At 72.2% G+C, this 24,659-nt stretch carries 20 protein-coding genes, 1 tRNA gene and 1 other RNA gene; 14 read left to right on the top strand and 8 right to left on the bottom strand.

All coding sequences use genetic code 11. From position 1 onward, the window contains the following. Positions 1–11: 11 nt before the first annotated feature. From OG580_RS18840 to ffs, 6 genes are all read right to left on the bottom strand, one after another. Positions 12–932, bottom strand: coding sequence for a phosphoribosylaminoimidazolesuccinocarboxamide synthase (locus OG580_RS18840; RefSeq protein ID WP_267044840.1), 921 nt, complete (start codon positions 930–932; stop codon positions 12–14). 128 nt (positions 933–1,060) lie between these two features. Then, entirely contained in the window at positions 1,061–2,521 is a 1,461-nt protein-coding gene (locus tag OG580_RS18835; protein ID WP_267044839.1) for a N,N-dimethylformamidase beta subunit family domain-containing protein, read from the bottom strand. Between the two features lie 235 nt (positions 2,522–2,756). Continuing rightward, positions 2,757–4,736, bottom strand: a complete 1,980-nt coding sequence (locus OG580_RS18830) for a hypothetical protein (protein ID WP_267044838.1) — start codon at positions 4,734–4,736, stop codon at positions 2,757–2,759. A 260-nt stretch (positions 4,737–4,996) separates the two neighbouring features. Beyond that, positions 4,997–6,247 carry a phosphoribosylamine--glycine ligase gene (gene purD / locus OG580_RS18825; RefSeq protein WP_267044837.1) on the bottom strand — a complete coding sequence of 417 codons (1,251 nt, stop codon included), beginning with the start codon at positions 6,245–6,247 and terminating at the stop codon, positions 4,997–4,999. 61 nt (positions 6,248–6,308) lie between these two features. Next, positions 6,309–8,435 (bottom strand): DNA polymerase III subunit gamma and tau, encoded by a 2,127-nt coding sequence (locus OG580_RS18820; protein ID WP_267044836.1) that lies wholly within the window; start codon positions 8,433–8,435, stop codon positions 6,309–6,311. 102 nt (positions 8,436–8,537) lie between these two features. Beyond that, positions 8,538–8,636, bottom strand: an RNA gene (gene ffs, locus OG580_RS18815) — signal recognition particle sRNA small type. 241 nt (positions 8,637–8,877) lie between these two features. Here ffs and OG580_RS18810 point away from each other — a divergent pair. From OG580_RS18810 to OG580_RS18795, 4 genes are all read left to right on the top strand, one after another. After that, positions 8,878–8,965 (top strand) — tRNA-Ser (locus OG580_RS18810). A gap of 279 nt (positions 8,966–9,244) precedes the next feature. Beyond that, positions 9,245–11,668, top strand: a complete 2,424-nt coding sequence (locus tag OG580_RS18805) for a helicase-associated domain-containing protein (protein WP_267044835.1) — start codon at positions 9,245–9,247, stop codon at positions 11,666–11,668. A gap of 121 nt (positions 11,669–11,789) precedes the next feature. Beyond that, entirely contained in the window at positions 11,790–12,005 is a 216-nt protein-coding gene (locus OG580_RS18800; protein ID WP_046777527.1) for a type II toxin-antitoxin system VapB family antitoxin, read from the top strand. Beyond that, positions 12,002–12,424 carry a PIN domain nuclease gene (locus OG580_RS18795; RefSeq protein WP_267044834.1) on the top strand — a complete coding sequence of 141 codons (423 nt, stop codon included), beginning with the start codon at positions 12,002–12,004 and terminating at the stop codon, positions 12,422–12,424. Before OG580_RS18800 ends, OG580_RS18795 begins: the two co-directional genes overlap by 4 nt. A gap of 110 nt (positions 12,425–12,534) precedes the next feature. On the opposite strand, the gene OG580_RS18790 is transcribed toward OG580_RS18795, so the two are convergent. After that, on the bottom strand, positions 12,535–13,104 hold the full coding sequence (locus OG580_RS18790; RefSeq protein WP_267044833.1) for a hypothetical protein: 570 nt from the start codon (positions 13,102–13,104) through the stop codon (positions 12,535–12,537). A gap of 192 nt (positions 13,105–13,296) precedes the next feature. Between OG580_RS18790 and OG580_RS18785 the strand changes: the two genes are divergently transcribed. The 8 genes from OG580_RS18785 (at position 13,297) to OG580_RS18750 (ending at position 21,312) form a co-directional block, all read left to right on the top strand. After that, positions 13,297–13,782, top strand: coding sequence for a DUF1269 domain-containing protein (locus OG580_RS18785; protein ID WP_267044832.1), 486 nt, complete (start codon positions 13,297–13,299; stop codon positions 13,780–13,782). Between the two features lie 39 nt (positions 13,783–13,821). Continuing rightward, on the top strand, positions 13,822–14,499 hold the full coding sequence (locus OG580_RS18780) for a GAP family protein (protein WP_267044831.1): 678 nt from the start codon (positions 13,822–13,824) through the stop codon (positions 14,497–14,499). Then, a complete protein-coding gene (locus OG580_RS18775; protein WP_267044830.1) occupies positions 14,496–16,361 on the top strand; it encodes a SulP family inorganic anion transporter in 1,866 nt (621 codons plus the stop codon). Before OG580_RS18780 ends, OG580_RS18775 begins: the two co-directional genes overlap by 4 nt. A 28-nt stretch (positions 16,362–16,389) precedes the next feature. Next, positions 16,390–17,370: a helix-turn-helix domain-containing protein gene (locus OG580_RS18770; protein WP_267044829.1), complete on the top strand. Its 981-nt coding sequence runs from the start codon at positions 16,390–16,392 to the stop codon at positions 17,368–17,370. 244 nt (positions 17,371–17,614) lie between these two features. Then, a complete protein-coding gene (locus OG580_RS18765; protein WP_267044828.1) occupies positions 17,615–18,019 on the top strand; it encodes a hypothetical protein in 405 nt (134 codons plus the stop codon). A 61-nt stretch (positions 18,020–18,080) separates the two neighbouring features. Beyond that, positions 18,081–18,755 carry an ABC transporter ATP-binding protein gene (locus OG580_RS18760; protein WP_267044827.1) on the top strand — a complete coding sequence of 225 codons (675 nt, stop codon included), beginning with the start codon at positions 18,081–18,083 and terminating at the stop codon, positions 18,753–18,755. Positions 18,756–18,823: 68 nt separating this feature from the next. After that, complete coding sequence (locus OG580_RS18755; protein ID WP_267044826.1) at positions 18,824–21,007, top strand: FtsX-like permease family protein; 2,184 nt, start codon at positions 18,824–18,826, stop codon at positions 21,005–21,007. Positions 21,008–21,090: 83 nt separating this feature from the next. Continuing rightward, complete coding sequence (locus OG580_RS18750) at positions 21,091–21,312, top strand: DUF4287 domain-containing protein (RefSeq protein ID WP_267044825.1); 222 nt, start codon at positions 21,091–21,093, stop codon at positions 21,310–21,312. Positions 21,313–21,316: 4 nt separating this feature from the next. Here OG580_RS18750 and OG580_RS18745 read toward each other — a convergent pair whose 3' ends face one another. Continuing rightward, complete coding sequence (locus OG580_RS18745) at positions 21,317–22,519, bottom strand: MFS transporter (RefSeq protein WP_267044824.1); 1,203 nt, start codon at positions 22,517–22,519, stop codon at positions 21,317–21,319. Positions 22,520–22,617: 98 nt separating this feature from the next. On the opposite strand from OG580_RS18745, the gene OG580_RS18740 reads away from it, so the two are divergent. Further along, positions 22,618–23,595, top strand: a complete 978-nt coding sequence (locus tag OG580_RS18740; protein WP_267044823.1) for a DUF5937 family protein — start codon at positions 22,618–22,620, stop codon at positions 23,593–23,595. Between the two features lie 14 nt (positions 23,596–23,609). After that, positions 23,610–24,497 carry an alpha/beta fold hydrolase gene (locus OG580_RS18735; protein WP_267044822.1) on the top strand — a complete coding sequence of 296 codons (888 nt, stop codon included), beginning with the start codon at positions 23,610–23,612 and terminating at the stop codon, positions 24,495–24,497. Positions 24,498–24,659: the final 162 nt, after the last annotated feature.

The raw sequence follows: 24,659 nt of genomic DNA, 5'->3' as shown, positions 1-24,659 counted from the left end.
TTTCTCGTGCTCTAGAAGCTGTCCGACCAGGTCTTGCCGGTCAGCAGCTCGTACGCCTCCAGGTACTTGGCGCGCGTCGCGTCGACGATCTCCTGCGGGAGCGGCGGCGGCGGCGTCTCGCTCTTGCGGTCCCAGCCCGAGGCCGGGGACGTCAGCCAGTTCCGGACGAACTGCTTGTCGTACGAGGGCTGGGTGCGGCCCGGCTGCCACTGGTCGGCCGGCCAGAAGCGCGAGGAGTCCGGGGTGAGGACCTCGTCGGCGATGACGAGGCGGTCGCCGTCCGGGGTGCTCTCGAAGCCGAACTCGAACTTGGTGTCGGCCAGGATGATGCCCCGCTCGCGGGCGATGTCCCGGGCGCGGCCGTACACGGCGAGGGTCGTCTGGCGCAGCAGCGCGGCCGTCTCGGCGCCGACCTGGCGGGCGACCTCCTCGTACGAGACGTTCTCGTCGTGGTCGCCGACGGCGGCCTTGGTGGCCGGGGTGAAGATCGGCGCGGGCAGCTCGGAGCCGTCGGTCAGCCCCTCGGGGAGCGCGAGGCCGCAGACCGTGCGGGACTCGTCGTACTCGAGGAGGCCGGAGCCGGTGAGGTAGCCGCGGGCGACGCACTCGACCGGGACCATCGCCAGCGACTTGCAGACGAGGGTGCGGCCGGCCCAGTCGGCGGGGGCGCCGGCCGGGACCTCGGTGGAGAGGACGTGGTGCGGGACCAGGTCGGAGAGCTGGTCGAACCACCACAGGGAGAGCTGGGTGAGGACCCGGCCCTTGTCGGGGATCTCGGTGGGCAGGACCCAGTCGTAGGCGGACATGCGGTCGCTCGCCACCATGACGAGGTCCCCGGCCTCGTTCCGGTACAGGTCGCGGACCTTGCCCGTGTGGAGATGGGTGAGGCCCGGGACCTGTACAGGCTCGGGCTTTTCTACGAATCCGGACACGGTTCCTCCGCGTAGGTTGATCCAGGAGCGTGTCCGATTCTCTCGCACGGAGACACGGGTACGACGGCCGGGCCCCGCGGCGACCCCTCGGGGAGGTGGCTCGCCGCCTCCCGGGGGCGGCTCGCCCCCTAGTCCCTCTTACAGATCCGGTCGAGGAGGTTCGCGGTGGCACGCTGGACCCGGGCGTCGACATGGCCCGGGCGGTCCAGCGCGGGAGACCAGGCGAAGGTGCCGGAGGCGAAGACCCAGGCTCCCGAGGGGGCCCTGTAGAGCGAGGTCTCCTGGTGGCGTACCGCCCCGTCGCCGTCCCGGTAGGGCGAGTGGGCCAGCAGGATGCGGCCCTGGTGCTCGGGGAGCGCGGTGCGCGGGTAGTAGCGGTCGGCCTCGCCCGCGACCAGGCCCGGGAGCTCGTCGCCGTCGCCGGCGCCGGTGGCCTCCCAGAGCCAGTGCTCCGCGTTCCGCACGACCAGCGGGTGCGGTTCGGGCACCCGGCCCGCGTACTGGATGCCGAGGAGGCGCTGCTCGGGCCGGTCGACCTCCCGCCAGAGCGCGGGGCGGCCGGGGCCGCGCCGCTTGCGGCAGGTGAGGAGGCGGTCCGGCACCCCCGACGGGGACGGGCCGAGCTCCACCTGCCAGTACATGGTGTTGGCGGAGAGGAAGACGAGGGACGTGCCCTGGTCGCGGGCGAGTTCGGCGGTCCTGCGCATCGGCGCCGACCAGTACTCGTCGTGGCCCGGGAAGACGAGGCCCCGGTAGCGGCTCGGGTCGACCCGGCCCGCGTGCAGGTCGCGGGTCTCCGCGTAGGCGAGGTCGTAGCCGTACCGCTCGGCCCACCGGATGAAGTCGTAGGCGTGACCGACGTGGAGCGGGAGACCCGCGCCCGCGTAGGGGCGGTCGAAGGAGACGGTGACGGCCGCGTCCTCCTCGCCGAGCAGCCGGCCGTCCTCGTCCCAGGCGTGGTAGAGGCTGGCGCCCGTGCGGCCGTCCTCCGGGTAGAGGTTGTACGCCTGCCAGGTCACGTCCGGGAGGACGAGGAGGAGGTCCGCCGGGTGGTTGTCGCGGACCGTGAAGGGGATGTGCGAGCGATAGCCGTCGGCGGTGGTCAGGACGGCGACGTACGCGCCGATCGACCAGTACGTCGGGACCTGCAGCCGCCAGGACTGCCACCAGTGGTGGCAGGAGACCGTGCGGTCGGCGGTGAGCGGGGCGGGCTGGACGATCCCCGAGAGCCGCGGGCTCGTGGTGATCTTCGCGGCGCCGTCGCCGCCGTAGTGACCGATCCGGTAGACGTCGACGAGGAACTGCTGCGGCGGGTCCACGGTGATGTGGAAGTCGATCGACTCGCCCGGCGCCACGGCCCCGCCCGAGGCGAAGCCCTTGATCTGGCGCTTGACGTCGTCGGCCGTGCGCGGGCCGCCGCTGCCGCCGCGGGCCAGGATCTCGTCCGCGTACCAGGGGACCATCTGTCCCGTGTCGTCGAAGTAGTTCTCCGAGCCGCGCAGCCAGGGCAGCGGGCCCTGACCGAAGGGATCGCTCACCGCGTGCGCGAGCGCGCCGGACTCCCACCGTCTGATCTGCTCGGCCCCCATGCTGCGCCCCTCCCTCGACTCCCCCGGTCGGCTGGTCAGTGCCTCTGGTTCTTGCCTTTGTCAGTGACGGTCTCCAGCACATCACATAACGCACGCACTCCGTCACCGTTCGTCGCGAATTGACGAGAGTGGAAGACGAGCCTCCGGGAAGGGGGCTTTCGGGGCGGCTCCGGAAGGGGGTCGGGGGCCCCTTCGGAGCGGCTCCGGAGGTGTTCCGGAACCTTCCGGAATCGGTTCAGACGAGGCGTACGGGCTTCTCCGGGCGGACTCCGGTACGGGCGAGCCAGAGCCGCAGGGGCTCCGGGTCGCCGTCCTCGACGAGGGCGAGGACCCGGGGGCCGAGGTCCGCGGCACGCTCGCCGCCGACCAGCAGGGAGGGTCCGTCGAGCCAGTCGAGACCGGGGACGGCCTCCGCGGTGTCGACGGCCGCGCAGCAGACCATCGCGGTCACGTGGTCGGCGAGCAGGTCGCGGCCGGTACGCGGCGGCTGGAGCGGGAAGAGCGGCAGAGGGCCGTCGGGGCCGCTGACGGCCGGGTGCGGGGTGGCCGGCTCCGGGGCGGACGCGACCTTGCCCCGGGCGAGCTCGGCCGCGGCGGCGACCCGGTCCTCCCGCGCCGCCTCCTCCCGCGCGACACAGGCGCTGAGCGCGGCAGCGAGGGCCTCGGCGGCCGGGTTAACGGCGGGGTCCTCGTCGTCGGGGTCCTGGGCGTCGGGGTCCTCGTCGTCGGAGTCCTGGGCGGCGGAGACCTCGTCGGCGGGATCCGGGGCGTCGGAGTCCACGTCGGAGGGATCCGGGGCGTCGGAGCCCTGGGCGGCGGGATCGTGGGCCTCGGAGTCCTCGCCGGCGGAGTCCTCACCGTCGGGGTCCCCGGCGGCGGCAGCGGTTTCCGTGGTCGCTGCGAGCGCGAGGGCTCCGTCCGCCTCGGCGGACGACAGGTGGGCGATCACGCGGGTGAGGGTGGGGCCGTCGGAGGCGGACGAGGAGCCGGCGGCGGCGTCGGCCACCCCCAGCCGGTCGAGGACCTCGTGGAGACGGGCCGCGTCCGTACGCCACTTCCGGTCGACGACCTCCTCCGGGTACTGGCTCCACTCCACCGGGGACCAGTCCGGACCGTGCTCGGCCGGTCCGCCGTGGAAGAGGCGGGCGGCGAGCAGCGAGGTGGCCTCGTCGACCGCGCCCGGCTCCTCCAGGAGGTCGCAGGCCGGCCGGTCGCCGAGCCGGGAGGAGAAGCCCTCCGCGAGCCGGTCGCGGCGGGAGAGCTCCGTCAGCGCGGAGACCACGCCCGCGTCGAGCTTGGCGGGCCAGCGACCCATGCGCCAGGCGGGCAGCGCGACCCGGGTCAGCAGCCGGTCCCAGCCCGCGTAGGCCAGGCCGACCTGCTCCTGGGCGACGATCCGTACGCCGTAGTCCACGGCCTGGGCGCGCTCCGAACCGGCCGCGGCGACCCCGCGCTCCATCTCGCCGACGTGCCCGCGGCAGGCGCGCAGCAGGACGCGGGCGACCTGCCCGACACCACGGGCGCCGAGCCGGCGGACCGGGTCGAGCCCGGGGGTGTCGGGCACGGCGACGGCGGCGTCGAGGCCGCGGACGAAACGGCGGGCGGCGGCTATGTCGGGGTGCGCGGCCGGGCCCGTACCGGCGACGACGGGGGCGAGGACCGCGCGCAGTTCGCCGACCCTCATCCACCACAGGAAGGGTGAACCTATGACGAGGACCGGAGCCCCGTCCCCGTCGGCCGCCCGACGGGCGCCGTGCCCGTGGTGCGCCCGGTGCCTCCGGTGGGCCCGGTGGGTGCGGTCCTCCAGCCAGCTGTCGCAGTCCGGCGTCAGGGCTATCGAGGAGGGCGCGGGGACGTCGAGCCGGTCGGCCAGGTCCCGCACGAGCCGGTACAGGTCGGGGGCGGCCTCCTCGGCGAGCTCCACGGTGGGTGTGGCGGCCGGGCGGGCGCGGGCGACGACGAGGGCGACGGCCGTGGCGGCGAGGAGGACGAGGACCGCGAGGACGGTCACCACCCAGCGGGCGGTGTCCCAGCCTGTCCCCGTGAAGTGGCCGGTGACCCCTCCCGCGTACAGGACGACGGCCACCGCGGCGGGGAGCACCGCGAGGCCCAGGGCCCTGCCTCGGACACGGAGGACGGCGAGGGCCCGGGAGCGCGCGGCGCGCGCACCCCACTCCTCGCCGACAACGGCACCGGTACCGGACACGCCGTCCATCACCCCCTCCTGCCCATGTCGGGACTGCCTGTGGCGGTGTTGCTCACTCCCCCACTGTGGCACCCGCCGCTGACATCGCAATGCCGGTGGGCCAAGTGCCGGAACGCCTTCGCCGCACCCTAGTTGGGGCGGTGGCGGTCGTCATCCGGATGGCCCAGCCGTCACTCGATGGAATGGCTTTGGGCAAAGGTGATGGCGCTCGTGCGGCCGTACGGTTCACCGCACGGCCGCAGGAGAGAACGGCGGAACGCCGTGGGGGATCAGGCCTCGGCGGCCTTCCGCGCGATGTCCGTACGGTGCTGGGAACCGTCGAGGCGGATACGGCCGACCGCCGCGTACGCGCGCTCGCGGGCCTGCGCCAGGTCCGTTCCGGTCGCGGTGACCGAGAGGACCCGGCCGCCCGCGCTCACGATCGCGTCGCCGTCCCGCTTCGTCCCCGCGTGGAGCACGTACGCGTGCGGGGCGTCCTGCTCCGCGATCGCGTCCAGGCCCTCGATCGGGTCGCCGGTACGCGGGGTCTCCGGGTAGTTGTGCGAGGCGACGACCACGGTGACGGCGGCGTCGTCGCTCCAGCTCAGCGGCGCCTGGTCGTCCAGGGTGCCGTTGGCGGAGTTCAGCAGGACGCCCGCGAGCGGGGTCCTCAGCCGGGCCAGCACGACCTGGGTCTCGGGGTCGCCGAAGCGCGCGTTGAACTCGATGACCCGGACACCGCGGCTGGTGATCGCCAGACCCGCGTACAGCAGACCGGAGAACGGCGTGCCGCGGCGGCGCAGCTCGTCGACCGTCGGCTGCAGGACGGAGTCCATGACCTCGTCGACCAGCTTCGGGTCGGCCCAGGGCAGCGGCGAGTAGGCGCCCATGCCACCGGTGTTCGGGCCCTCGTCGCCGTCGAGCGCGCGCTTGAAGTCCTGCGCGGGCCGGAGCGGGAGGACGGTGACACCGTCGGTGATGGCGAAGAGGGACACCTCGGGGCCGTCGAGGTACTCCTCGATGACCACGCGGTCGCAGGCGAGGGCGTGCGCCCGGGCCTGCTCGACGTCGTCGGTGACCACGACGCCCTTGCCGGCGGCGAGGCCGTCGTCCTTGACGACGTACGGAGCGCCGAAGGCGTCGAGCGCCTCGTCGATCTCCTCGGGGGTGGTGCAGACGTAGCTGCGGGCGGTCGGCACACCGGCGCCGGCCATGACGTCCTTGGCGAACGCCTTGGAGCCCTCCAGCTGCGCCGCCTCCCGCGAGGGGCCGAAGACGGGGATGCCGACCGCGCGGACGGCGTCGGCGACACCCGCGACGAGCGGGGCCTCCGGGCCGACGACGACCAGCTCGGCACCGAGCTCGGTGGCGAGGCGCGCGACGGCTTCGCCGTCCAGCTGGTCGACGGGGTGCAGCTCGGCGACCTCCGCGATTCCGGCGTTGCCGGGCGCGCAGTGCAGAGCGGTGACGTCGGGATCGAGGGAGAGAGAGCGGCACAGGGCGTGTTCGCGGGCGCCGCCGCCGATGACGAGGACCTTCACGCCTGCCAGAGTAGCCCGCGGGGCGGGATGCCCCTTGTGCGGGCCACCGAGCGAGACGGCCCTAGTCGTTCGTGTATTCCTCCACAACGGTGGCTCCGAGCTCGCGCACGATCAGGTCGTGCCCGGAAAGGGCCGAGTCGACGAGGTCGGGATCGTCCTCCTCCGGCACGTCGTCCTCGGGCGCCACGGGCTGCGGCGCGGGCGGCGCGTACTCCGGCGCGGGGGCCTGCGCCGGAGCGGGGGCGAAGCCGGGGGCGGACGCCTGCGGGAAGGCGGCGGCCGGGGCGGACTGCGCCTGTACGGGTGCGGTCGGCGGGGCCTGCTGGAAGGCGGGGGCGGCCGGGCGGCCACCGCCGAAGTTGGCGGCGGCGGGCGGCGGCGCGGCGCCACCCGACGGGTCGATGATCGCCTCGACCCGCCACTGCACGTTGAACTGCTCGGCGAGGGCCTGCTTCAGGACCTCCTCGCTGCCGCTGCTCGCGAAGTTGTCCCGGGCGCCGGCGTTGAGGAAGCCGAGCTGGAGGGTGGTGCCGTCGAAGCCGGCCACCTGCGCGTTCTGACTGAGCAGGATCCAGGTGAAGCGGCGCTTGTTCTTGACGGCTTCGAGGATCTGCGGCCACAGGTTCCGCACCTGCGCCGTGTCACCGCCGCCACCGCCCGCGGCGGGTGCGGGGGCCTGCGGCGCGGGCTGCGCGTGTACGGGGGCGGGGGCGGCGGGCGCCGGGGCCTGCGCGGGCTGGGCGGCCGGGGCGGCAGCACCGGGCCAGGCGCCGGGCGCACCACTGCCGGGCGCGGCGGCTCCGGGCCAGGCACCGGGCCGGGGCGCGGCGGGCTGGGCCTGCGCGGGGGCGGGCTCGGCGGCGGGGGCGGGGGCAGCCGCCACCGGGGCGGGGGCGGGCTGCGCGGGTGCCGGGGCGGGCGGGGGCGGGGCCATCGGGGTATGGGCATCGGGCCCGGGCACGTACGCCATCGCGGGCGACGGCGGCGCCGGCGTGAAGACGGGCCCGGCACCGGGGCCGACGCCGGACGCGACCCCGCGCTCCAGGCGGTCGAGGCGCGCCTGGAAGGAACGCTCGTCGTCGAAGGCGGCGGGCAGCAGCACGCGGGCGCAGATCAGCTCCAGCTGCAGCCGGGGCGAGGTGGCACCGCGCATCTCGGTCAGGCCCGTGTTGACCAGGTCGGCCGCGCGGCTGAGCTCGGCGGCGCCGAAGACGGACGCCTGGGCCTGCATGCGCTCGATGACGTCGACCGGGGCGTCGATGAGCCCCTTCTCGGCGGCGTCGGGCACGGCGGCCAGGATCACCAGGTCGCGCAGCCGCTCCAGGAGGTCGGCGACGAACCGCCGGGGGTCGTTGCCGCCCTCGATGACCCGGTCGACGACCTCGAAGGCGGCGGCGCCGTCACCGGCGGCGAAGGAGTCCACCACCGAGTCGAGCAGGGAGCCGTCCGTGTACCCGAGGAGGGAGGTCGCCATGGCGTACGTCACACCGTCGTCGGCGGCACCGGCGAGCAACTGGTCCATCACGGACATCGAGTCACGCACGGACCCGGCGCCGGCGCGGACGACGAGCGGCAGCACGCCGTCCTCGACGGGGGTGCCCTCCTGCCCGCAGACCTGGCCGAGGTACTCCCGCAGGGTGCCGGGCGGCACGAGGCGGAAGGGGTAGTGGTGGGTCCGCGACCGGATGGTCCCGATGACCTTCTCGGGCTCGGTCGTGGCGAAGATGAACTTGAGGTGCTCCGGCGGCTCCTCGACCACCTTCAGGAGGGCGTTGAAGCCCGCCGAGGTGACCATGTGGGCCTCGTCGATGATGTAGATCTTGTACCGGCTGGAGGCGGGCCCGAAGAAGGCCTTCTCCCGCAGGTCACGGGCGTCGTCCACACCACCGTGGGACGCGGCGTCGATCTCGATGACGTCGATCGAACCCGGCCCGTTCCGCGCGAGGTCGCGGCAGGACTGGCACTCGCCGCAGGGCGTCGGGGTCGGACCCTGCTCGCAGTTCAGGCACCGGGCCAGAATCCGCGCACTGGTCGTCTTTCCGCACCCGCGAGGCCCGCTGAACAGGTACGCGTGATTGACCCGGTTGTTCCGCAGGGCCTGCTGCAACGGGTCGGTGACATGCTCCTGCCCGATGACCTCGGCGAAGGACTCGGGGCGATAGCGGCGGTACAGCGCGAGAGACGACACGTATACGAGGTTATAGGCGCCCACCGACAACCCGGGAAAAACCACCGGGCAGAACCCGGCCGGGACCGCTTCCGCACCCCGGCCCACGCGCCCCGATCCGGGAACGCAAGCGCCCCCCACGCACCCGCCAGAGCCAACCTACCCTTGCTGCCTTCCGGCCCTGGGGGAGTTCAGTCAGATAGCGCCGCGTGAGGGGCTCCGCCCAGCGTACCCGATCCCGGGACCCCCACGACCACCCCCTCTCCGACTCCCCTCTCGGCCGCCTGCCCGACACCCTCTCCGGCCTCCCGCCCGGCCCTCTCTCCGGCCTCCCCACTGACTCCCGCCCGCCTCGCCCTCCGGGCCCCGCGCCGACCCCCACGCCGACCCCCGTACCGATCTCTCCGGACCCTGATCGGATCGAGTTCGCGAGCACCCTCCTCGGTCATGTAATGTTCCGACCGGAGGATTCGCCTAGTGGCCTAGGGCGCACGCTTGGAAAGCGTGTTGGGGGCAACCCCTCACGAGTTCGAATCTCGTATCCTCCGCCATTGCTCTCACCGGGCAATTTGTCGAAGGGCCCCACCGTTCGCGATGGGGCCCTTCGGCACGTCCTGGTCTCAGTTCCCGTCTCGTTTATCTCGGGCATTCACGACATCTCGTACGGCGCGCCAGGATCGCCCGCACTCCAGCTCCATCGACAGCCCGCCCTCTGCGGGTGAACTCCCCGCCGAGTGGCGACGGTGGACCCATCGAATGCGCGATTCTTGGCTCCGCTCGGGACCGCTCCGGTCCCCCGCCGTGCTTCCCGGCCTCGCGAGGTGCTCCCCATGACGTCCCGATCCACGCTGACGGCCTGGCTGGCCGGCCTCGACGCCCCACGGCTGTCGCACGTACTCGGGATACGGAAGGACGCCGTGGCGCCGCCGGAGCCACGTTCCATGGAGGAGTCGGCGGAACGTCTTCTGCGGCCAGGCTCGGTGGCGCTCGTCCTGCCACAGCTACCGCTGCCCTGCCTCCAAGTGGCCGAGGCCCTGGCCGCCTCGGGAACTCCCCTGTCGCGCGGCGCCCTGGCGAGGGCGCTGGGAGCGACGGCACCCACTGCCGCTCGGGAACTGGACGCCGTTCTGGAGGCTCTGGCCGATCACGCACTGGTCTGGCCGGACGGCGACGGGAACCTCCACATGGCCGCCCCCTTGCGGCAGGCGTGGGACGCGCCTCTCGGGCTGGACGCACCGCTGGAGGAGCTGCTGGAAGGCGTGACCTCCGAGGAGCTGCGCGGCATGCTCGTGGCACTGGGCATCAAGCCGCCCGGCACCAGGCAGCAGCGCACGGCCGCTGTCCTGGAACACCATGGCGATCCGCAACACGTCGCCGCGGTGATCGCGAAGGCCCCTTCGGCCGCCCGGCGGCTGCTGGAGCGACGAGCGAAGTCCGCACCTCAGCACACGGAATTCGTCGTGTTCGGAGCTCCCACGACCGATGTCCCGCCGGGTGAGCGATGGGCCCTGGACAGGGGGTTCCTGATCCGCAACCGCCACGGATACGGGCCGGCCCGCATGCCCGCCGAAGTGACACTCGCGCTGCGCGGGCCGGACTGGCGTGCGCCGTTCGATCCCGTACCGCCCGTGGCGGAGCTGGTGCCCGTCCCCGCGGTGGAGGTGGAACGGGAGGCAGCGGCGGCGGCCACGGCGTTCGCTGCCCACGCCGCCTCGGTCCTGTCCGCCTGCTCGGCGGCTCCACCGGCCCGGCTGAAGTCCGGCGGGATCGGCGCGCGTGAACTGGGGCGGATCGGCAAGGCCGCGCAGGCCGACGACGCGGTGGTACGCATCACCCTGGAGATCGCCTACTCGGTCGGGTTGCTGGGCGCCGACGGCGACCGCATCGCACCCACCGCGGTGTACGACACCTGGGCGGTGCAGGAACCGGCAGCGCAGTTCGTCGACCTGCTCCACGCATGGTGGAACCTGCAGTTCACTCCCTCGCAGTCCCGCGACGAGGACGACAAGTCGCTTCCTGTCGCGGCCGGGGCCCCTCGCTGCAGCGCCTGCCTGCAGGCCCGGCGCGGGCTGCTCGCAGGGGCGGCAGCGCTTCCCGAGGGTCAGGGTGTGCAGGTCGGCACCGATCTGGGTCCGCTCGTCGCCTGGCACCGTCCGCTCGCTCATCCGTCGTCCCACGACGAGACGCCCTTCGCCGCGACGGTCCGCGAGGCCGAGCTGACGGGCGTCATCGCCCGAGGCGCTCTCACCCGGCTCGGTGCGGCCCTGGTGACCGGTGACCGGGAGGAACTGGCCGTCGCATGTCGACGGCTGCTGCCGGAGGCCACGAGAACAGCCCGGTTCGGTGGCGACCTCACCGCCATCGTCACCGGTACGCCCTCCGCACGCCTGGCCGAGCTCCTGGACTCGACCGCCGACCGGGAGACCAGCGGCACGGCCTCGGTATGGCGCTTCAGCGGCGACAGCGTCCGCCGCGCCCTGGACACCGGTCGCGCTCCGGACGAGATCTCGGCCGAGCTGACCGCCGTCGCCGACGGCCCCCTGCCGCAGCCCCTGTCCTATCTCGTCGCCGACGCCGCCCGCCGTCACGGCCGTATGCGCGTCGCCCCCGCCGCCTGCGTCATCCACAGCGACGAACCCGCGCTCCTGGCCGAGCTCGCCGCCCACCGGGCACTCGCCGCGCTCGGGCTGCGGCAGCTCGCCCCGACGGTGCTCGTCAGCGGCAGCTCGCCCGACAAGACCCTCGCCGCGCTCCGGGACCAGGGCTATGCGCCCGTCGCCGAGGGCACGGACGGGACCGTACGCATCGAGAAGGTGCCGCCTCGACGGGCCGCCGCCGTTCCTGCCCCTCGGAAGCCCACCACGAAGGCCGGCACCGGACGCTCGGCACACCGAGCGGCGGAGGCGCCTGCCGCAGTCGACTCCTTCGGCCTGGCGGTCCGACTGCTGGCCACCCCGCCGACCGCTCCGAAGCCCGACCCCTCCGGCAACGGAGTCCCCTTCGGCACGGACACCGAGGAGATCGTCGCCGGATACGCAAAGCAGCTGACGTACACGGACGTCCGCCAACTCGCCCACGCCATCACCACGGGCGCGGCCATCACCGTCGAGTACGTCGCCGCCTCGGGCAGCCGCACCGTGCGCACCCTCGGCCGCCTCGAACTCGACCCGCCCTACCTGGAAGCGTGGTGCCACCTACGCGACGCCGAACGCGTCTTCACGCTCTCCCGCATCCACGGTGTCATGCCGGCGTAGGCAGACGACCTGGCGTACGCCCACGCCGAGGAGCGGCGGCATCACTCCCCGAGGAAGCCGGGACACCGGACATCCATCGAGATATATTTGATGGCACAGGTGATATCAGGAGGGATGCCCCATGAGTCGAACCGTGATCGACCTCGACGACGAGCTGCTGGCCGATGTCGCCCGAGCACTCGGCACCAGCACCAAGAAGGAGACGGTCAACACCGCGCTGCGCGAGGTACTCGAAAACCGGCGGAGGGCGCTCGCACTCGCCCGACTGCGCGCGGCCTCCGCCGACGGCGCCTTCGACCTGGAGCTCTTCCAGGAGAAGGGCGATTACCGTCGGTGAACGCCGCGCAGTTCCTGATCGACACCAGCGCCCTGGCACGCTTCATGCGCACCGACGCCGAGCAGTTCGGCTGGGACCAGGCAGCCGCCGCCGGACTCATCGCGACGTGCCCGATCACGGAGCTCGAATTCTTCTACAGCGCCCGCTCCGCGGCAGACCGCGCTCAAGGCATCGAGGACATGCGCCTGCTCTTCGGATGGGTGCCGGTCGATGACCGCGCCTACGGCCGCGCCTGGCAGGTACAGGAAGCGCTCACCAAGCGAGGACAGCACCGCAGCGCCGGAGCCGTGGATCTGGTCGTGGCCGCTACGGCGGAACTGCAAGGGCTGACGCTCCTGCACTGCGACCGCGACTTCGAATGCATCGCGGCGGTCACCGGCCAGGCCCTTCAGTGGTACGGACCGGACACCGGCAAGTAAGGCAGAAAGACGCCGAGCTCCGCTCTGTTCACAGTCTCACTTTGTCGAAGGGCCCCACCGTTCGCGGTGGGGCCCTTCGGCATGTCCGGGGTGCGCTCCCGACGAGCCCGTCAGACGGGGCAGGGGCGGTACTCGAGGCTGAGCTCGCGGTCGACGGCGTAGCTCGTACGCATCGAGGCGTCGATGACCTGCTGCCACGAGCCGTACTTGGCGTACAGCTGGTCCGCGTTCGGGCCGAGCGGGTTGCCGTACTTGGCGAGGTTCCGCTCCTCCAGGATGCGGACCTCCTCCGGACTCATGCCCGCGCGGGTGATCTCCTTCGCCTGGTTCCGCATGTCGACCAGCTCCCGGGCGATCTCCTCGTCGGTGAAGCCGGCCTCGCGCATGTCGGCCTCCGTGCGGTGCATGTCCTCCAGGAGCCCGTGGTACCGGATCCGCGTCCGCTGGGCCTCGACCTTCTCGTCCATCGGCAGGACGCGGATCCGGCACACGACCGGGTCCGCGCTGGGACACGGGTCGTCCGCCGAGACGGGCGAGGCGAGCGGAGCCGTGATGATCGACCCGCACGACTCCGCCGCCGTGCCCACGGAGGCGCCGGCCGTACCCAGGAGGGCGACCGCGGCCACGAACGGGAGCAGGCCCCTGCGGAGGAGGGAGGAAGGAGAGGGGGAAAGGTGCATGCGCGCCACCTTGGCCAGGGCGCCGCACGCCTTCACGCAGGCGCACCGATGATCACTCCTACGAGGAAGCCGGAGGGCCGACCCCCTCTCGACCCATCACCCATATGTCCGAGATGCGCACTTCATGATCACCGCATTTACTTAGGCCTACCTGTTGCCGATCGCCGTAGGGCGAGCTTGTGGAGGCTGAACGTGGCCACGTTGACCGTATGGAAGTTCGATGGACCCGAGGGCGCCGGAGCGGTGGAGGACACCCTGCTCCAGTTGCAGAAGCAGGGGCTGATCAAGGTCCTCGACGCAGCCACGGTCAGCTGGCCCGAAGAGGCGGGCAAGCCGAAGACGAAGCAGCTGAACAACCTCACCGGCGCCGGCGCGCTCTCCGGCACCTTCTGGGGCATGCTCTTCGGCCTCCTCTTCTTCATGCCGCTCCTCGGCGCGGCGGTCGGCGCGGCGGCCGGCGCCCTCGGCGGCAAGATGGCCGACGTCGGCATCGACGACGACTTCATCGACTCGGTCAAGTCGAAGGTCACGCCCGGAAGTTCCGCGCTGTTCCTGCTCTCCTCGGACGCCGTCGTCGACCGCGTCCGGAACGCCTTCCCCACCGGGCACGCCGAGCTGATCCAGTCGAACCTGGACGGCGAGAAGGAAGCCAAGCTCCGCGAAGTCTTCTCCGCCTGAGCCGAGTTCACGTAAGCACAGGGGAAGGGCAGAGGCTTCATGGGTGATGCCGTCGGACAGATGCTGGCCTCGGCCGTCGGCATCGCCATCAGCCCCATCCCGCTCATCGCGGTCGTCCTGATGCTGGCCACCCCACGCGGGCGCGGCAACGGTACGGCCTTCACCGTGAGTTGGGTGGTCTCCCTCTCGGTCGTGGTGACCGCGGTCGTCCTGCTCGGATCGAGCGCGGACGCCTCCGGCGACGACGGGCCCGCCGACTGGACGTTGTGGCTCAAGCTCGGACTCGGTCTGCTGTTCCTCCTGATGGGCGCCAAGCAGTGGAAGGACCGCCCCCGGGAGGGGCAGGAGCCCGAGCCGCCGGGCTGGATGAAGGCGATCGACCGGTTCACGCCCGCCAAGGCGGCCGGTCTCGCCGCGGCCCTCGCGGTCGCCAACCCGAAGAACCTGGTCCTGGCGGTCGGCGGCGCCGTCTCGATCGCCGGCAGCGGCGCCTCGGCCGGCGGCAAGACCCTCGCGGCCGTCCTGATGGTGCTGATCGCCTCCCTCTGCACCCTGGCACCGCTCGCCGTGTTCCTCCTCGGCGGTGACCGGTCCGCGCAGATCCTGGGCGGCTGGAAGACCTGGATGTCCCGCCACAACGCGGCGATCATGACGACGCTGCTCGTGGTCCTCGGCGCGAAGTACGTGGGCGACGCGCTGAGCGGGCTGGCCGCATGACCGTAGGGGGGCGGGAGCCCGGACCCGAGAAGAAGGGGACGGGCTCCACGGACTCCACGGAAGGGCCGGGGCGGCAGGGGGCGGACCCCGAGGAAGGGCCGGGGCAGCCGGGAGCGGAGTCGGCGAGCGGGGCCGGCGAGCCGCCGTCGAGCGGGTTCCGGCGGCTCCGTGCCCGTACCTTCGGACGGCTCGGACGGCTCGGACGGCCCCAGCCCGCGGACGTGGGCTCCGGTCTCGTCACCGGCCTGTTCTCGATCCCCGAAGGCATGGCGTACGCGGCGATCGCCGGCTTCAACCCCGTCGCGGGTCTCTACGCCGGCGTCGTCCCCGCGATCGTGGGCTCCTTCACCGCCCGCACCGTCCTCATGGTCACCACCCTCACCAGCGCCATCGCCCTCACCTCCCAGAGCGTGCTGTCCGACGCGGGCCTCGACGCGAAGGACCCCGGCAACATCGCGACCCTCACGCTCCTCGCCGGGCTCGTCATGCTCCTGATGGGCGTACTGCGTCTCGGGGCGGTGATGAGCTTCGTGTCGAACGCCGTCATGACCGGCTTCGCCACCGGCATCGCCCTCCAGATCGTCACCGGCGTACTGAAGGACGCCACCGGCTACAAGCCCCAGGGGCACAACCGCCTCTACCAACTCGTCGACTGGCTGGCCCATATAGGGGACTGGGCGCTCGGCGCCACCCTCGTCGCCGTCGCCACGATCGCCGTCTGGGCCGTGACCCGGCTCGTGAAGCGCCTCGAACCCGTCGCGCTGCTCGTCGCGATGGTCCTGGCGAGCGTCGCCGTGGCCGTCCTCGGCACGGACGTCGAACTCGTCCGCGACATCGCCCACATCCCCGCCTCGCTGCCCGGCTTCTCCGCGCCCGACCTGTCCGTCGTACCCGAGCTGCTCGGCGGCGCGGTCGCCGTCGCCCTCGTGGCCCTCGCCCAGGCGGCGAGCATCGGCCCCTCCGTACCCAACCCGGACGGCTCCCGCTCCTCCGTCAACGGCGACTTCGCCGCCCAGGGCCTGGCCAACCTCGCCGGCGGCCTCTTCCAGTCGCTGCCCTCCGGCGGCTCCCTGTCCCGTACGGGCGTCGCCGTGTCCGCCGGAGCACGCACCCGCTGGGCCGGCATCTTCTCCGGCATCCTGCTCGCCCTCATCGTCCTCGTCTGCGCCCCGCTCGCCGAGCGCATCCCGATGCCCGTCATCGGCGGGCTGATCCTCGTCGTCGGCGGCGAGCTGATCTGGGGGAAGCGCCACGACATCCTGCTGGTGCTCCGCACCTCGCGCCTGTCGTCGGCGGCGATGATCCTCACCTTCCTCGCCACCACCCAGCTCCCGCTCCAGCAGGCCATCGTGCTCGGCGCGGTCCTCTCCCTGCTCCTCTACTGCGCCCAGGCCGCCCGCCGCGCCCGTCTCGTCGCCCTCGTCCGCGACGCGGAGGGCCGCTGGCACACAGCCGAGCCGCCGCAACGGCTCACCGCGGGCGAGACCACCGTCCTCTACTACGACGGCATCGGCTTCTTCGCCGAACTCCCCCACATCGAGGCCGCCTTGCCGCGCACCGACGACGCGGACGGTGCCGTCCTCGTCCTCGTCATGCGCGGCGTCCCGGACGTCCCGTCCTCGACCGTCGTCAAACTCCTCCGCCGGTACGTGGCCGAGCTCCACCGGCACGGCGGCCGCCTCGTCATCGCGGGCGCCGAACCCGGCCTCGTACGCACCCTCAAGGCGACCGGCCTCGACCGCGACCTCGGCCCCGGCGGGATCCTCCCGGCCGAGCACACCCTCTTCGCCCCCCTGGACCGCGCCCTGGCCGACGCCGCGCGCGCACCGGGGCGCACCGACGACACGTCGGCCCAGCGGTGAGCGCCGGCGGGATGCGTACACTCGCGGCATGACGTCTGTGGTGCTGGCGCTGTACGACGGGGCGATGCTGTACGAGACCGCCGCGGCCTGCGAGGTGTTCGGCGTCGACCGCGAACTCACCGACACCTGGTACGACTTCCGCGTCTGCGGACCGGACACCACGGGAGACCGTCGCGAGGGGCGGCTCGGGAGCTGGCTGCGCATCGACACCCCGCACGGCTACGACGCCCTCGCGGAGGCGGACACCGTGATCGTCTCGTCCTGGGACGACGTCGACGCCGAACCTCCGGCCGACCTCGTGGCCGCGGTGCGCGCGGCGCACGACCGGGGGGCGCGGATCGTGTCGCTGTGCACGGGGGCGTTCGTCCTCGCCGCGGCCGGGGTCCTGGACGGCCGCCGGGCCACCACGCACTGGGCGCACACCGACGCCCTCGCGGCGCGGTACCCGCGCGTCGAGGTCGACCCGGACGTCCTCTACATCGAGGACGGGAACGTCCTGACCTCGGCCGGCAAGGCGGCCGGCATGGACCTGTGCCTGCACCTCGTCGACGCCGACCACGGCGCCGCCGTCGCGAACGAGCTGGCCCGGCGACTGCTGGTCCCGGCCCGACGGGCGGGCGCCCAGGCGCAGTTCGTCGCGGCGCCGACGGCCGTCGAGAGCGGCTACGCGTTCTCGGACCTGCTGGACTGGGCGAGCGGCCGACTCGACGAGCCGCTGACGGTCCCGGATCTGGCCCGGCGGGCGAACATGAGCACCCGCAACCTGACCCGGCGCTTCACCGCCACCACCGGCACGACGCCGCTGCGCTGGCTGCACACACAGCGGATCCACCGGGCCCAGGAGCTCCTGGAGACCACGGACGACACGGTCGAACTCATCGCGACCCGCACGGGCATGGGCACGGCGGCGACGCTGCGCCGCCACTTCCACAACGCCCTCGGCGTCCCGCCGGACGTGTACCGCCGCACGTTCCGCGGCCACCGCGGGGCGACACCGAAGGCGGCGTGACGGCACCTGCCGATGCGGTGCCGGAGGAACGGGCGGCCCGCCCGTAGCCGCACCCGGCTGCCTGCTCACTGCCCTACGGCCGTCGCCCATCCCGCCACCGGGCCTACCTCGCGCTGCCCTTCCAAGGGTCCGTTCACCGGATCGAGGGGTGCTGAGCGGGAGGGACGTTACTGCGGTATCCGGTGTGTAGTGATGCCGATACTTTCTGTGATGACCGGCTGGTTCAACCAAACAGGGGTTATCGATGAGGAAGTTGGCAACGGCGGTGGTGGCCGCGGGGCTGTTCTTCGGGGGGATGGGGGTGGCGGTGGCGGACTCGTGGCATGGGTTGACGATGACCACGACCGGCGCCAAGTTCACGGGGCGCTACATGTGGGAGCCCCAGCTCCAGAAGCACGGTGGACTCCGCGTGAAGGGGCGGTTGGAGGACCTCATTAGCAACGACGGCCACAACGTCTACATCAACTCAAAGGTGGAGGGATACCCGTGGATCCGCACCAAGGGTATTCAGGGAAAGACCGTTGCTGTCGACAAAGTCTTCTTCGACGGTGCACTGCTGGTGACTGACTTCGTAGAAGTGCAGCTATGCCGTGACCGCGGATCCTTGCGGCCGGATAACTGCTCCGATCTTCGAAAGTTCGAGCGCTAACAGTCGACGGTTCCGGGAGCCGTCGGAAGGCGGCTCCCGTCCCAAAGGAGAGCGCATCACGATGGATGTCATCCTCCACGCCGAGGGCGTGGATCTCTTCTACGGCACACACCAGGCCGTCAGCAGTGCCGACTTCACGCTCAAGCGTGGCGAAGTGGCCGCCATCATGGGCAGCAGCGGCTCGGGGAAGTCCTCCTTGCTTTACTGCCTCGCCGGGGTTCTGCCACCCTCCAGCGGCACGGTGTCTTTCGATGGGGTACAGCTCTCCTCTCTCCCCGATGGAGAGCTGAGCGCCCTGCGCAGGACGCGCTTGGGTTTCGTCTTCCAGTACGGAGAATTGCTGCCGGAGCTGACCGTCGAGGAAAACACGGCTCTTCCCCTGCGACTCGCTGGCATCAGTAGGTCACATGCGAATGCGATGGCTGGCCAGGTGCTGGGGCGACTCGGGATGAGCGATCTGCTGCGGCGCAGGACCTCGAAGCTTTCGGGTGGGCAGAGCCAACGCGTGGCGGTGGCACGCGCCCTGGTGCACCGACCCGACATCGTGTTCGCGGACGAGCCGACCGGAGCCCTCGACAGCGCCAACGCGGCGACTGTCCTGGAGGAATTCCTCCACCTGGCACGTCGGCAGAAGACGGCTGTGGTCATCGTCACGCACGATGCGGACGTCGCAGCAAAGGCTGACACCCAGTACACAATGTCCGACGGCGTCCTGGCCCAGCGGGTGGCAGTGTGAACGCATTCGTCCTTGGGATGCACCTACTGTGGGGCACTGACCGCAGGGGGCGGGTTCGCTTCCTCCTCATGGCACTCGGCTCCGCGCTCGGCGTAGCGTGTCTGGCTGCTGTTCTCACCATTCCTTCGATCCTCGCCGTGCACGACGCCCGCACCGCTGCCAGGGAAACCAGAACTGGCGAAGGAGGATCCTTCGTTCACCTCGAACGCAAGGATCCGTACGGTGTGCAGCCGCTCCGTCGCGTCTTCGTCGCCCGCACGACATCAGGTCTCGCGCCTGTCGCTCCGGGCGTCGACAGACTCCCGGAGGCCGGCGAGGCCGTCGTATCACCCAGGTTGCGCGACATCCTCTCCGCCAACCCGAAGGCAACTGGCCTTGTGCCTGGTCGCGTGACCGGAACAATCGGGCCGAAGGGGCTGGGTAGCCCCGATGACCTCTACGCGTACATCGGTACTACTCCCACTGCGCTTCCCGACGCGATCCCGCTCGGCGGGTTCGGCCGCGCGCACTCCTCACAGAGGATCATCGAGTCCTCAACCCTCGACATCCTGCGGTTCACCCTCGGGTGCATCGTGCTACTCCCCCTCGTCATCTTCCTCTCCGTCTGCGCACGGCTCTCCGGAGAATCCCGGGCCCGTCGCCTCGCCGCTCTCCGTCTCGTCGGGCTCAGCTTCAGGGACACCCTTCGCGTCAATGCCGGGGAGAGCCTGGTCGCCACGTTTGTCGGGGCCGTACTCGGGGTCGTGGGGTACCTCGGAATCAACGAGGTCATGGCGCGGGTCGGATTGCCCGGGCTGCACTGGTACCCGGCGGACGGGCGGCCCGAAGCCTCGACGGTGGCCGTGTGCCTGCTCGGGTGTCCGGCCCTCGCCTGGGTCGTCGGACTGTTCAGTGCGCGGCGGGCGGCCCTGTCGCCGATCAGCGTCCGGCGGACTGGGGAGCGCAAGCCGCCGAGGAAGTACGGGACTCTGCTGTTGATCCCGGGGATCGGGGTCATCGGCGGGTACTGCGTGCTCAGCGTGATGGGGCGGGACCCGTCCGGAGGCTCGGCCAGTTCCGTACTCGTGCCCGGCGCCGTGTTGTTGACCGGTGCCGGGCTCGTCTTCGGTTTGGCGCCGATCACCGCCTGGCTCGCGCGACGGCTGGCCGGGGTGGCGAAGTCGCTTCCCGTGGCGTTGGCTATGCGGCGTACGGAGGTCGATCCGGGGTCCTCGCTGCGGGTGGCCACCGGGCTCGTGCTGCTGCTGTTCGGGGCCTCACTCACGCAGGGGGTGCTCGTCGAGCTGGACCAGGTCAGCCGGAGGACCGCTCCTCTCCAGGAGTACAACATCAGCTTGAGTGAACTCGAGCCTGCGCAGCGCCAGGCTCTGGCGAAGGTTCCGGGCGTCCGGACCGAGCTGGTCTCGTACGGCTCCTGGAGTTCGCCGAGCGAGAGCTACGTACCGGGCACCGACCTAGTCGTCGCCACCTGCGCGCAGCTCACCGACTACACCCAGCGGGTGTCGGGCTGTGTCGACGGGAAGATCATGCAACTACGCGACGACCGCACCACCTTCGAATACGACCCGAAACCGGGAGAGCGCTACCCCTTCGAGGTGGCGGGCGGGCGGAAGGTCGTGTTCACCGTCCCGCGTGAGCGTGTCGACGTGCACCCCTATGACGTGTCCGTCTTCGACTCGGGCACCCTGCTCGTGCCGCCTGCGCTCGTGCCTCCGAATCTGGTGGATTCGGCCGGCACCCTCACCCTCGTCAGTGACGCCGACCCCGCCACCATCCGTTCCGTTCTCGACGGGGTCGGGGCCATCGCGCCCACCGCGTCCGTCGAGCCCGTCGGGATCGTGATCGATGCGCTCGCTCAGCTCACCGTGATTCGGAGTCTGCTGGTCGTCGGCATGGTGCTCGGGCTGGTCATCGGGGTTGCCGCGTTCGTCGTGTCCGTTGCCGATCGGGCCATGGAGCGGCGGGGGCAGGTCACCGCGCTCGCCTTGTTGGGGGCTCGGGCCGGGACGTTGCGGGTGGTGCAGGTCGTGCAGGTGGTGTTGCCGCTGGTGGTGGGGTTGGGGGCGGCCATCGTCACCGGGTGGCTCGCCGAGTCCAGTTATCTGATCACCGGGGGCGGTGCCGTGCACTGGGACTGGGAAGGGCTGCCGTGGCTCTTCGCCTGCGCGCTGGCCGTGCTCCTCGCGGCCGCCCTCGCCTCCGTACCCATGGTGCGGCGGCACATCGATCCCGAGCACATTCGACGGGATTGATCCTCGCCCGGCGATGAGTTCTGCCGGGGGCGGCGGTCTACGTTCATGTCGAGTCCATGTGTACAGGCCGTGAGGAGAATGCCGTGTCCGAGAACCCCGCCGTCGCCAAGGGTCCCGCCAGTTACTTTCCCTCCATCGAGAAGAAGTACGGGCGGCCCGTCTCCGAGTGGCAGGAGCTCATCCGTTCCTCGCCCCTCACCCAGCACATGGAGCTCGTCTCGTGGCTGAAGACCGAGCACGGTCTCGGGCACGGACACGCCAACGCCCTCGTCGCCCATACGCTGGCGGAGGGCGGCGGAGCGTAGCGCCTCAGGCCGCCAGTTCGTGGGCCGTGCGGCGCTGGACCCGGGTCGTCAGGGCCACCGTCGCCGCCGCGGCCGCCGTGCCCGCCACCAGGGCCGTCCACCACAGGGCCGCCGGGCCCAGCGTCGTGTACGCCGCGACGCCCACCGTCAGGGCCGCGAAGCGGGCCGTGCCCCAGGTCCAGCTGAAGGCTCCCTGGTAGCGGCCGCGGGCGTGTGCCGGGGCCAGGTTCGCGACGACGCCCGCGGCGATCCCCGCGACGACGACCTCGCCCAGCGACCAGACCACGACCGACACCGTGTAGCCGACGATCCCGTCGGCCAGGCCGGTGAGCGCCACGCCCACCGCGATCAGGACGCTGCCGGCGCTCTGCACCGCGAGCTGCGGGAGCTTGGCCAGCCGCGCCGTCGCGAAGGGCTGGAGGGCGACGACCAGGACCGCGTTGACCGCCGCCATCGCCCCGTACACCGCCGGCGAGAGGCCGCTGTCGTGGACGGCGAGCGGCAGGGCGACCTCGGTCAGCGAGTACACGAAGAGCTGGATGCCGAACAGCGGGAGCAGGAGCAGCGCGAGGCGGTCGCGGAGGACGACTCCGTAGCCGGTGCCGTCCTTCTTCGCCTCGGCCCCGTCCTCCGGAGTCGCCGCGCGGGCCGGCTCCTTCAGGCGGACCGCCACGACCCCGGCGAAGATCAGCATCGAGCCCGCGTCCACCGCGAACAGCAGCCAGTAGCCGTGCGCCGCGAGGTAGCCGCCCAGGACGCCCGCCACGGCTGAGCCGATGTTCACGCCCCAGCCGAAGAGCGCGTACGCCCGCTGCCGGTTCTCGCCGTCGACCGCGTCGGCCAGCAACGCGTACGCCGCCGGGGAGACCGCGCTGCCGGCCGTGCTGATCAGCAGCGAAGCCGCCGCCATCGTCCACACCCCGGGCGCCAGGAACAGTGCTCCCTGCGCCGCCGCCGCGCCGATCAGGCCGATCAGCATCGTGGGGCGGCGGCCGATGCGGTCGGCGAGGATCCCGCCGACGGCGGGGCCTATCAGGTTGCCCGCGCCGAGGGCGCCGAGGACGTACGAGGTGTCGGCGCCGGTCACGTCTCGCGAGGCCAGGAAGAAGACCAGGAACGGGGTGACGAGGTAGCCGAGACGGTTGACGATCGTTCCGGCGAAGATCGTCCAGACGACGGGCGGGAGACCGCGGAAGGAGGAGGGCATGGGCCGATCTTGCGGCCGGCCCGCATCCCGCCTCCAATGATTAAGCTCAGCACGAATCCATTCGTTCGGACAGGCTGAAGAAGGACGGGCACGCACTCATGGACTCCGGGCTCAGTTTCTCCGCCGCCGACCTCGCCCAGACCCGCTTCGCCGTCTCCCCCATGTGGGAGACCGTCACGAGTTTCCGCGTCCTCTCCCGGCCGTCCGACACCTCCCCGCACCGCCGCTGGGCCGCCCAGGTCCGTCCCCGCGTCGTCCGCGCCGGGCTCGACCGTGGCTGGCTCGCCGCGCTCGTTCCCGCCCACGGCTACCTCGCCGACTTCCTCACCCCCACCCCCACCGGCCCCTTCCCCACCCTCGACGCCGAGGTCGACGCCATCCGCCGCACCCCGCCCGAGCAGGTGCGCGACGACCTCCGGCGGCTCGGGGTCGAGGGCGTCGACGGACCCCGGATCCGTCTGCTGCGGGAGGCCCCCGAAGCCGCCCTCGCCAAGGTCGCCGACGAGATCGAGGCGTACTGGGAGCTCGCCCTCGCCCCCTACTGGGCCCGGGTCCAGAAGCTCCTGGAGGCCGACGTCTTCCACCGGGCCCGCCAGGTCGCCGAGCACGGTTCGGCGCGGGTCCTGAGCGAACTCCACGAGACCGTACGGTGGGACGACGGCACCCTGCGGCTCGTACGGCGCCACTGCGCGCTCACCCGCGACCAGGCGGGCTCCGGGCTGCTCCTCATCCCCTCCGCCTTCGCCTGGCCCAAGGTCCTCACCCGCTCCGTCCACCCCGATCCGCCCCAACTCGCCTATCCGGCCCGGGGCATCGGGACCCTGTGGGAGCCCCGTACGACCGCCGCCACGGACGCCGTCGCCGCCGTCCTCGGCCGCTCCCGCACCCTGCTGCTCACCGAGCTCGACACCCCCGCCTCCACCACCCAGCTCGCCACCCACTGCGGGCTGTCCGCCGCCGGGGTCTCCCAGCACCTCATCGCCCTGCGGAACGCCGGCCTCGTCACTGCCCACCGCAGCGGGCGCTCCGTCCTCTACGCCCGTACCGCCGTCGCCGACCAGCTCCTCAACCCGTAGGGGAGGATCGGGGGATGACGGATTCCTTGAGTTCCCGCTGGACCGAGCGGGTCGTCGTACGGGACGGCGTACGGCTGTCCTGCCGCGACTGGGGCGGCTCCGGGCCCGACGTCCTCCTCCTCCACGGGCTCGCCGGGCACGCCGGGGAGTGGGACGCGACCGCCCTCGCCCTGCGGGACGCCGGATACCGGGTCCTCGCCCTCGACCAGCGCGGTCACGGGAGCAGCGAGCGGCGGCCCGCGGACGTCTCGCGTGCCGCCTACGTCGCCGACGTGGTGGCCGTGGTGAGGGAACTCGGGCTCCACCGTCCCGTGCTGGTCGGGCAGTCGCTCGGCGGCCACACCGCCCTCCTCACCGCCGCCGCCCACCCCGGGCTGCCGGCCGCCCTCGTCCTCGTCGAGGCCGGTCCCGGCGGCTCGAACCCCGGCGTCCAGGCCGCCATCGGCGACTGGTTCGCCGCCTGGCCGGTGCCCTTCCCGTCGCGGGAGGCGGCCGTCGCGTACCTCGGGGGCGGGAAGCGGCCCGTCGGGGAGGGGTGGGCCGACGGACTCGACACGCGCGGCGACGGGCTGTGGCCGCGTTTCGACGCCGACGTCATGGTCCGGGCGCTCGACGAGAACGCCACCCGCGCCTTCTGGGACGAGTGGACGGCCATCACCTGCCCGACCCTCGCCGTCCTCGGCCAGGGCGAGCAGGGCGGGATCATCGGCGACGAGGAGTACGCGGAGATGGCCCGGCTCCGGCCCGGGCTGTACGGGGTCGGCGTGCCCGGCACCGGCCACGACGTGCACCTGGAGCGGCCCGACGTCCTGCACGCCCTGGTGACCGGATTCCTCGGCCGGCCGGTCAGACGTGCGGCCAGGCGGGCGTTCCCTTGCCTTGGAGCGCACTCCAATTCCTAGGGGGCGTCTTGTCGATCAGGCCGGATCAGGGAGCGGGGCCTGGTGCGTGCGGTCGCAAGGCGGAGGAGGGAGTCAACGCGGAGCGTTGGCGACTGACGACAACGCGGCGACCGTGCGTGCCAGGCCCCGCGAGCCCGGCCTGATCGACAAGACGCCCCCTAG

This window comes from Streptomyces sp. NBC_00094 (genome assembly GCF_026343125.1).
Taxonomy (GTDB): domain Bacteria; phylum Actinomycetota; class Actinomycetes; order Streptomycetales; family Streptomycetaceae; genus Streptomyces.
Note: the sequence above shows the minus strand (reverse complement) of the source record. Positions and strands in the feature narration are given on the sequence as shown.

Coding starts and splice junctions, on each gene's coding strand:
- OG580_RS18835 (WP_267044839.1), bottom strand. CDS start 2,521: ATGGGGGCCGAGCAGATCAGACGGTGGGAGTCCGGCGCGCTCGCGCAC.
- OG580_RS18830 (WP_267044838.1), bottom strand. CDS start 4,736: ATGGACGGCGTGTCCGGTACCGGTGCCGTTGTCGGCGAGGAGTGGGGT.
- OG580_RS18805 (WP_267044835.1), top strand. CDS start 9,245: ATGACGTCCCGATCCACGCTGACGGCCTGGCTGGCCGGCCTCGACGCC.
- OG580_RS18800 (WP_046777527.1), top strand. CDS start 11,790: ATGAGTCGAACCGTGATCGACCTCGACGACGAGCTGCTGGCCGATGTC.
- OG580_RS18790 (WP_267044833.1), bottom strand. CDS start 13,104: ATGCACCTTTCCCCCTCTCCTTCCTCCCTCCTCCGCAGGGGCCTGCTC.
- OG580_RS18780 (WP_267044831.1), top strand. CDS start 13,822: ATGGGTGATGCCGTCGGACAGATGCTGGCCTCGGCCGTCGGCATCGCC.
- OG580_RS18775 (WP_267044830.1), top strand. CDS start 14,496: ATGACCGTAGGGGGGCGGGAGCCCGGACCCGAGAAGAAGGGGACGGGC.
- OG580_RS18770 (WP_267044829.1), top strand. CDS start 16,390: ATGACGTCTGTGGTGCTGGCGCTGTACGACGGGGCGATGCTGTACGAG.
- OG580_RS18765 (WP_267044828.1), top strand. CDS start 17,615: ATGAGGAAGTTGGCAACGGCGGTGGTGGCCGCGGGGCTGTTCTTCGGG.
- OG580_RS18760 (WP_267044827.1), top strand. CDS start 18,081: ATGGATGTCATCCTCCACGCCGAGGGCGTGGATCTCTTCTACGGCACA.
- OG580_RS18755 (WP_267044826.1), top strand. CDS start 18,824: ATGGCACTCGGCTCCGCGCTCGGCGTAGCGTGTCTGGCTGCTGTTCTC.
- OG580_RS18745 (WP_267044824.1), bottom strand. CDS start 22,519: ATGCCCTCCTCCTTCCGCGGTCTCCCGCCCGTCGTCTGGACGATCTTC.
- OG580_RS18740 (WP_267044823.1), top strand. CDS start 22,618: ATGGACTCCGGGCTCAGTTTCTCCGCCGCCGACCTCGCCCAGACCCGC.
- OG580_RS18735 (WP_267044822.1), top strand. CDS start 23,610: ATGACGGATTCCTTGAGTTCCCGCTGGACCGAGCGGGTCGTCGTACGG.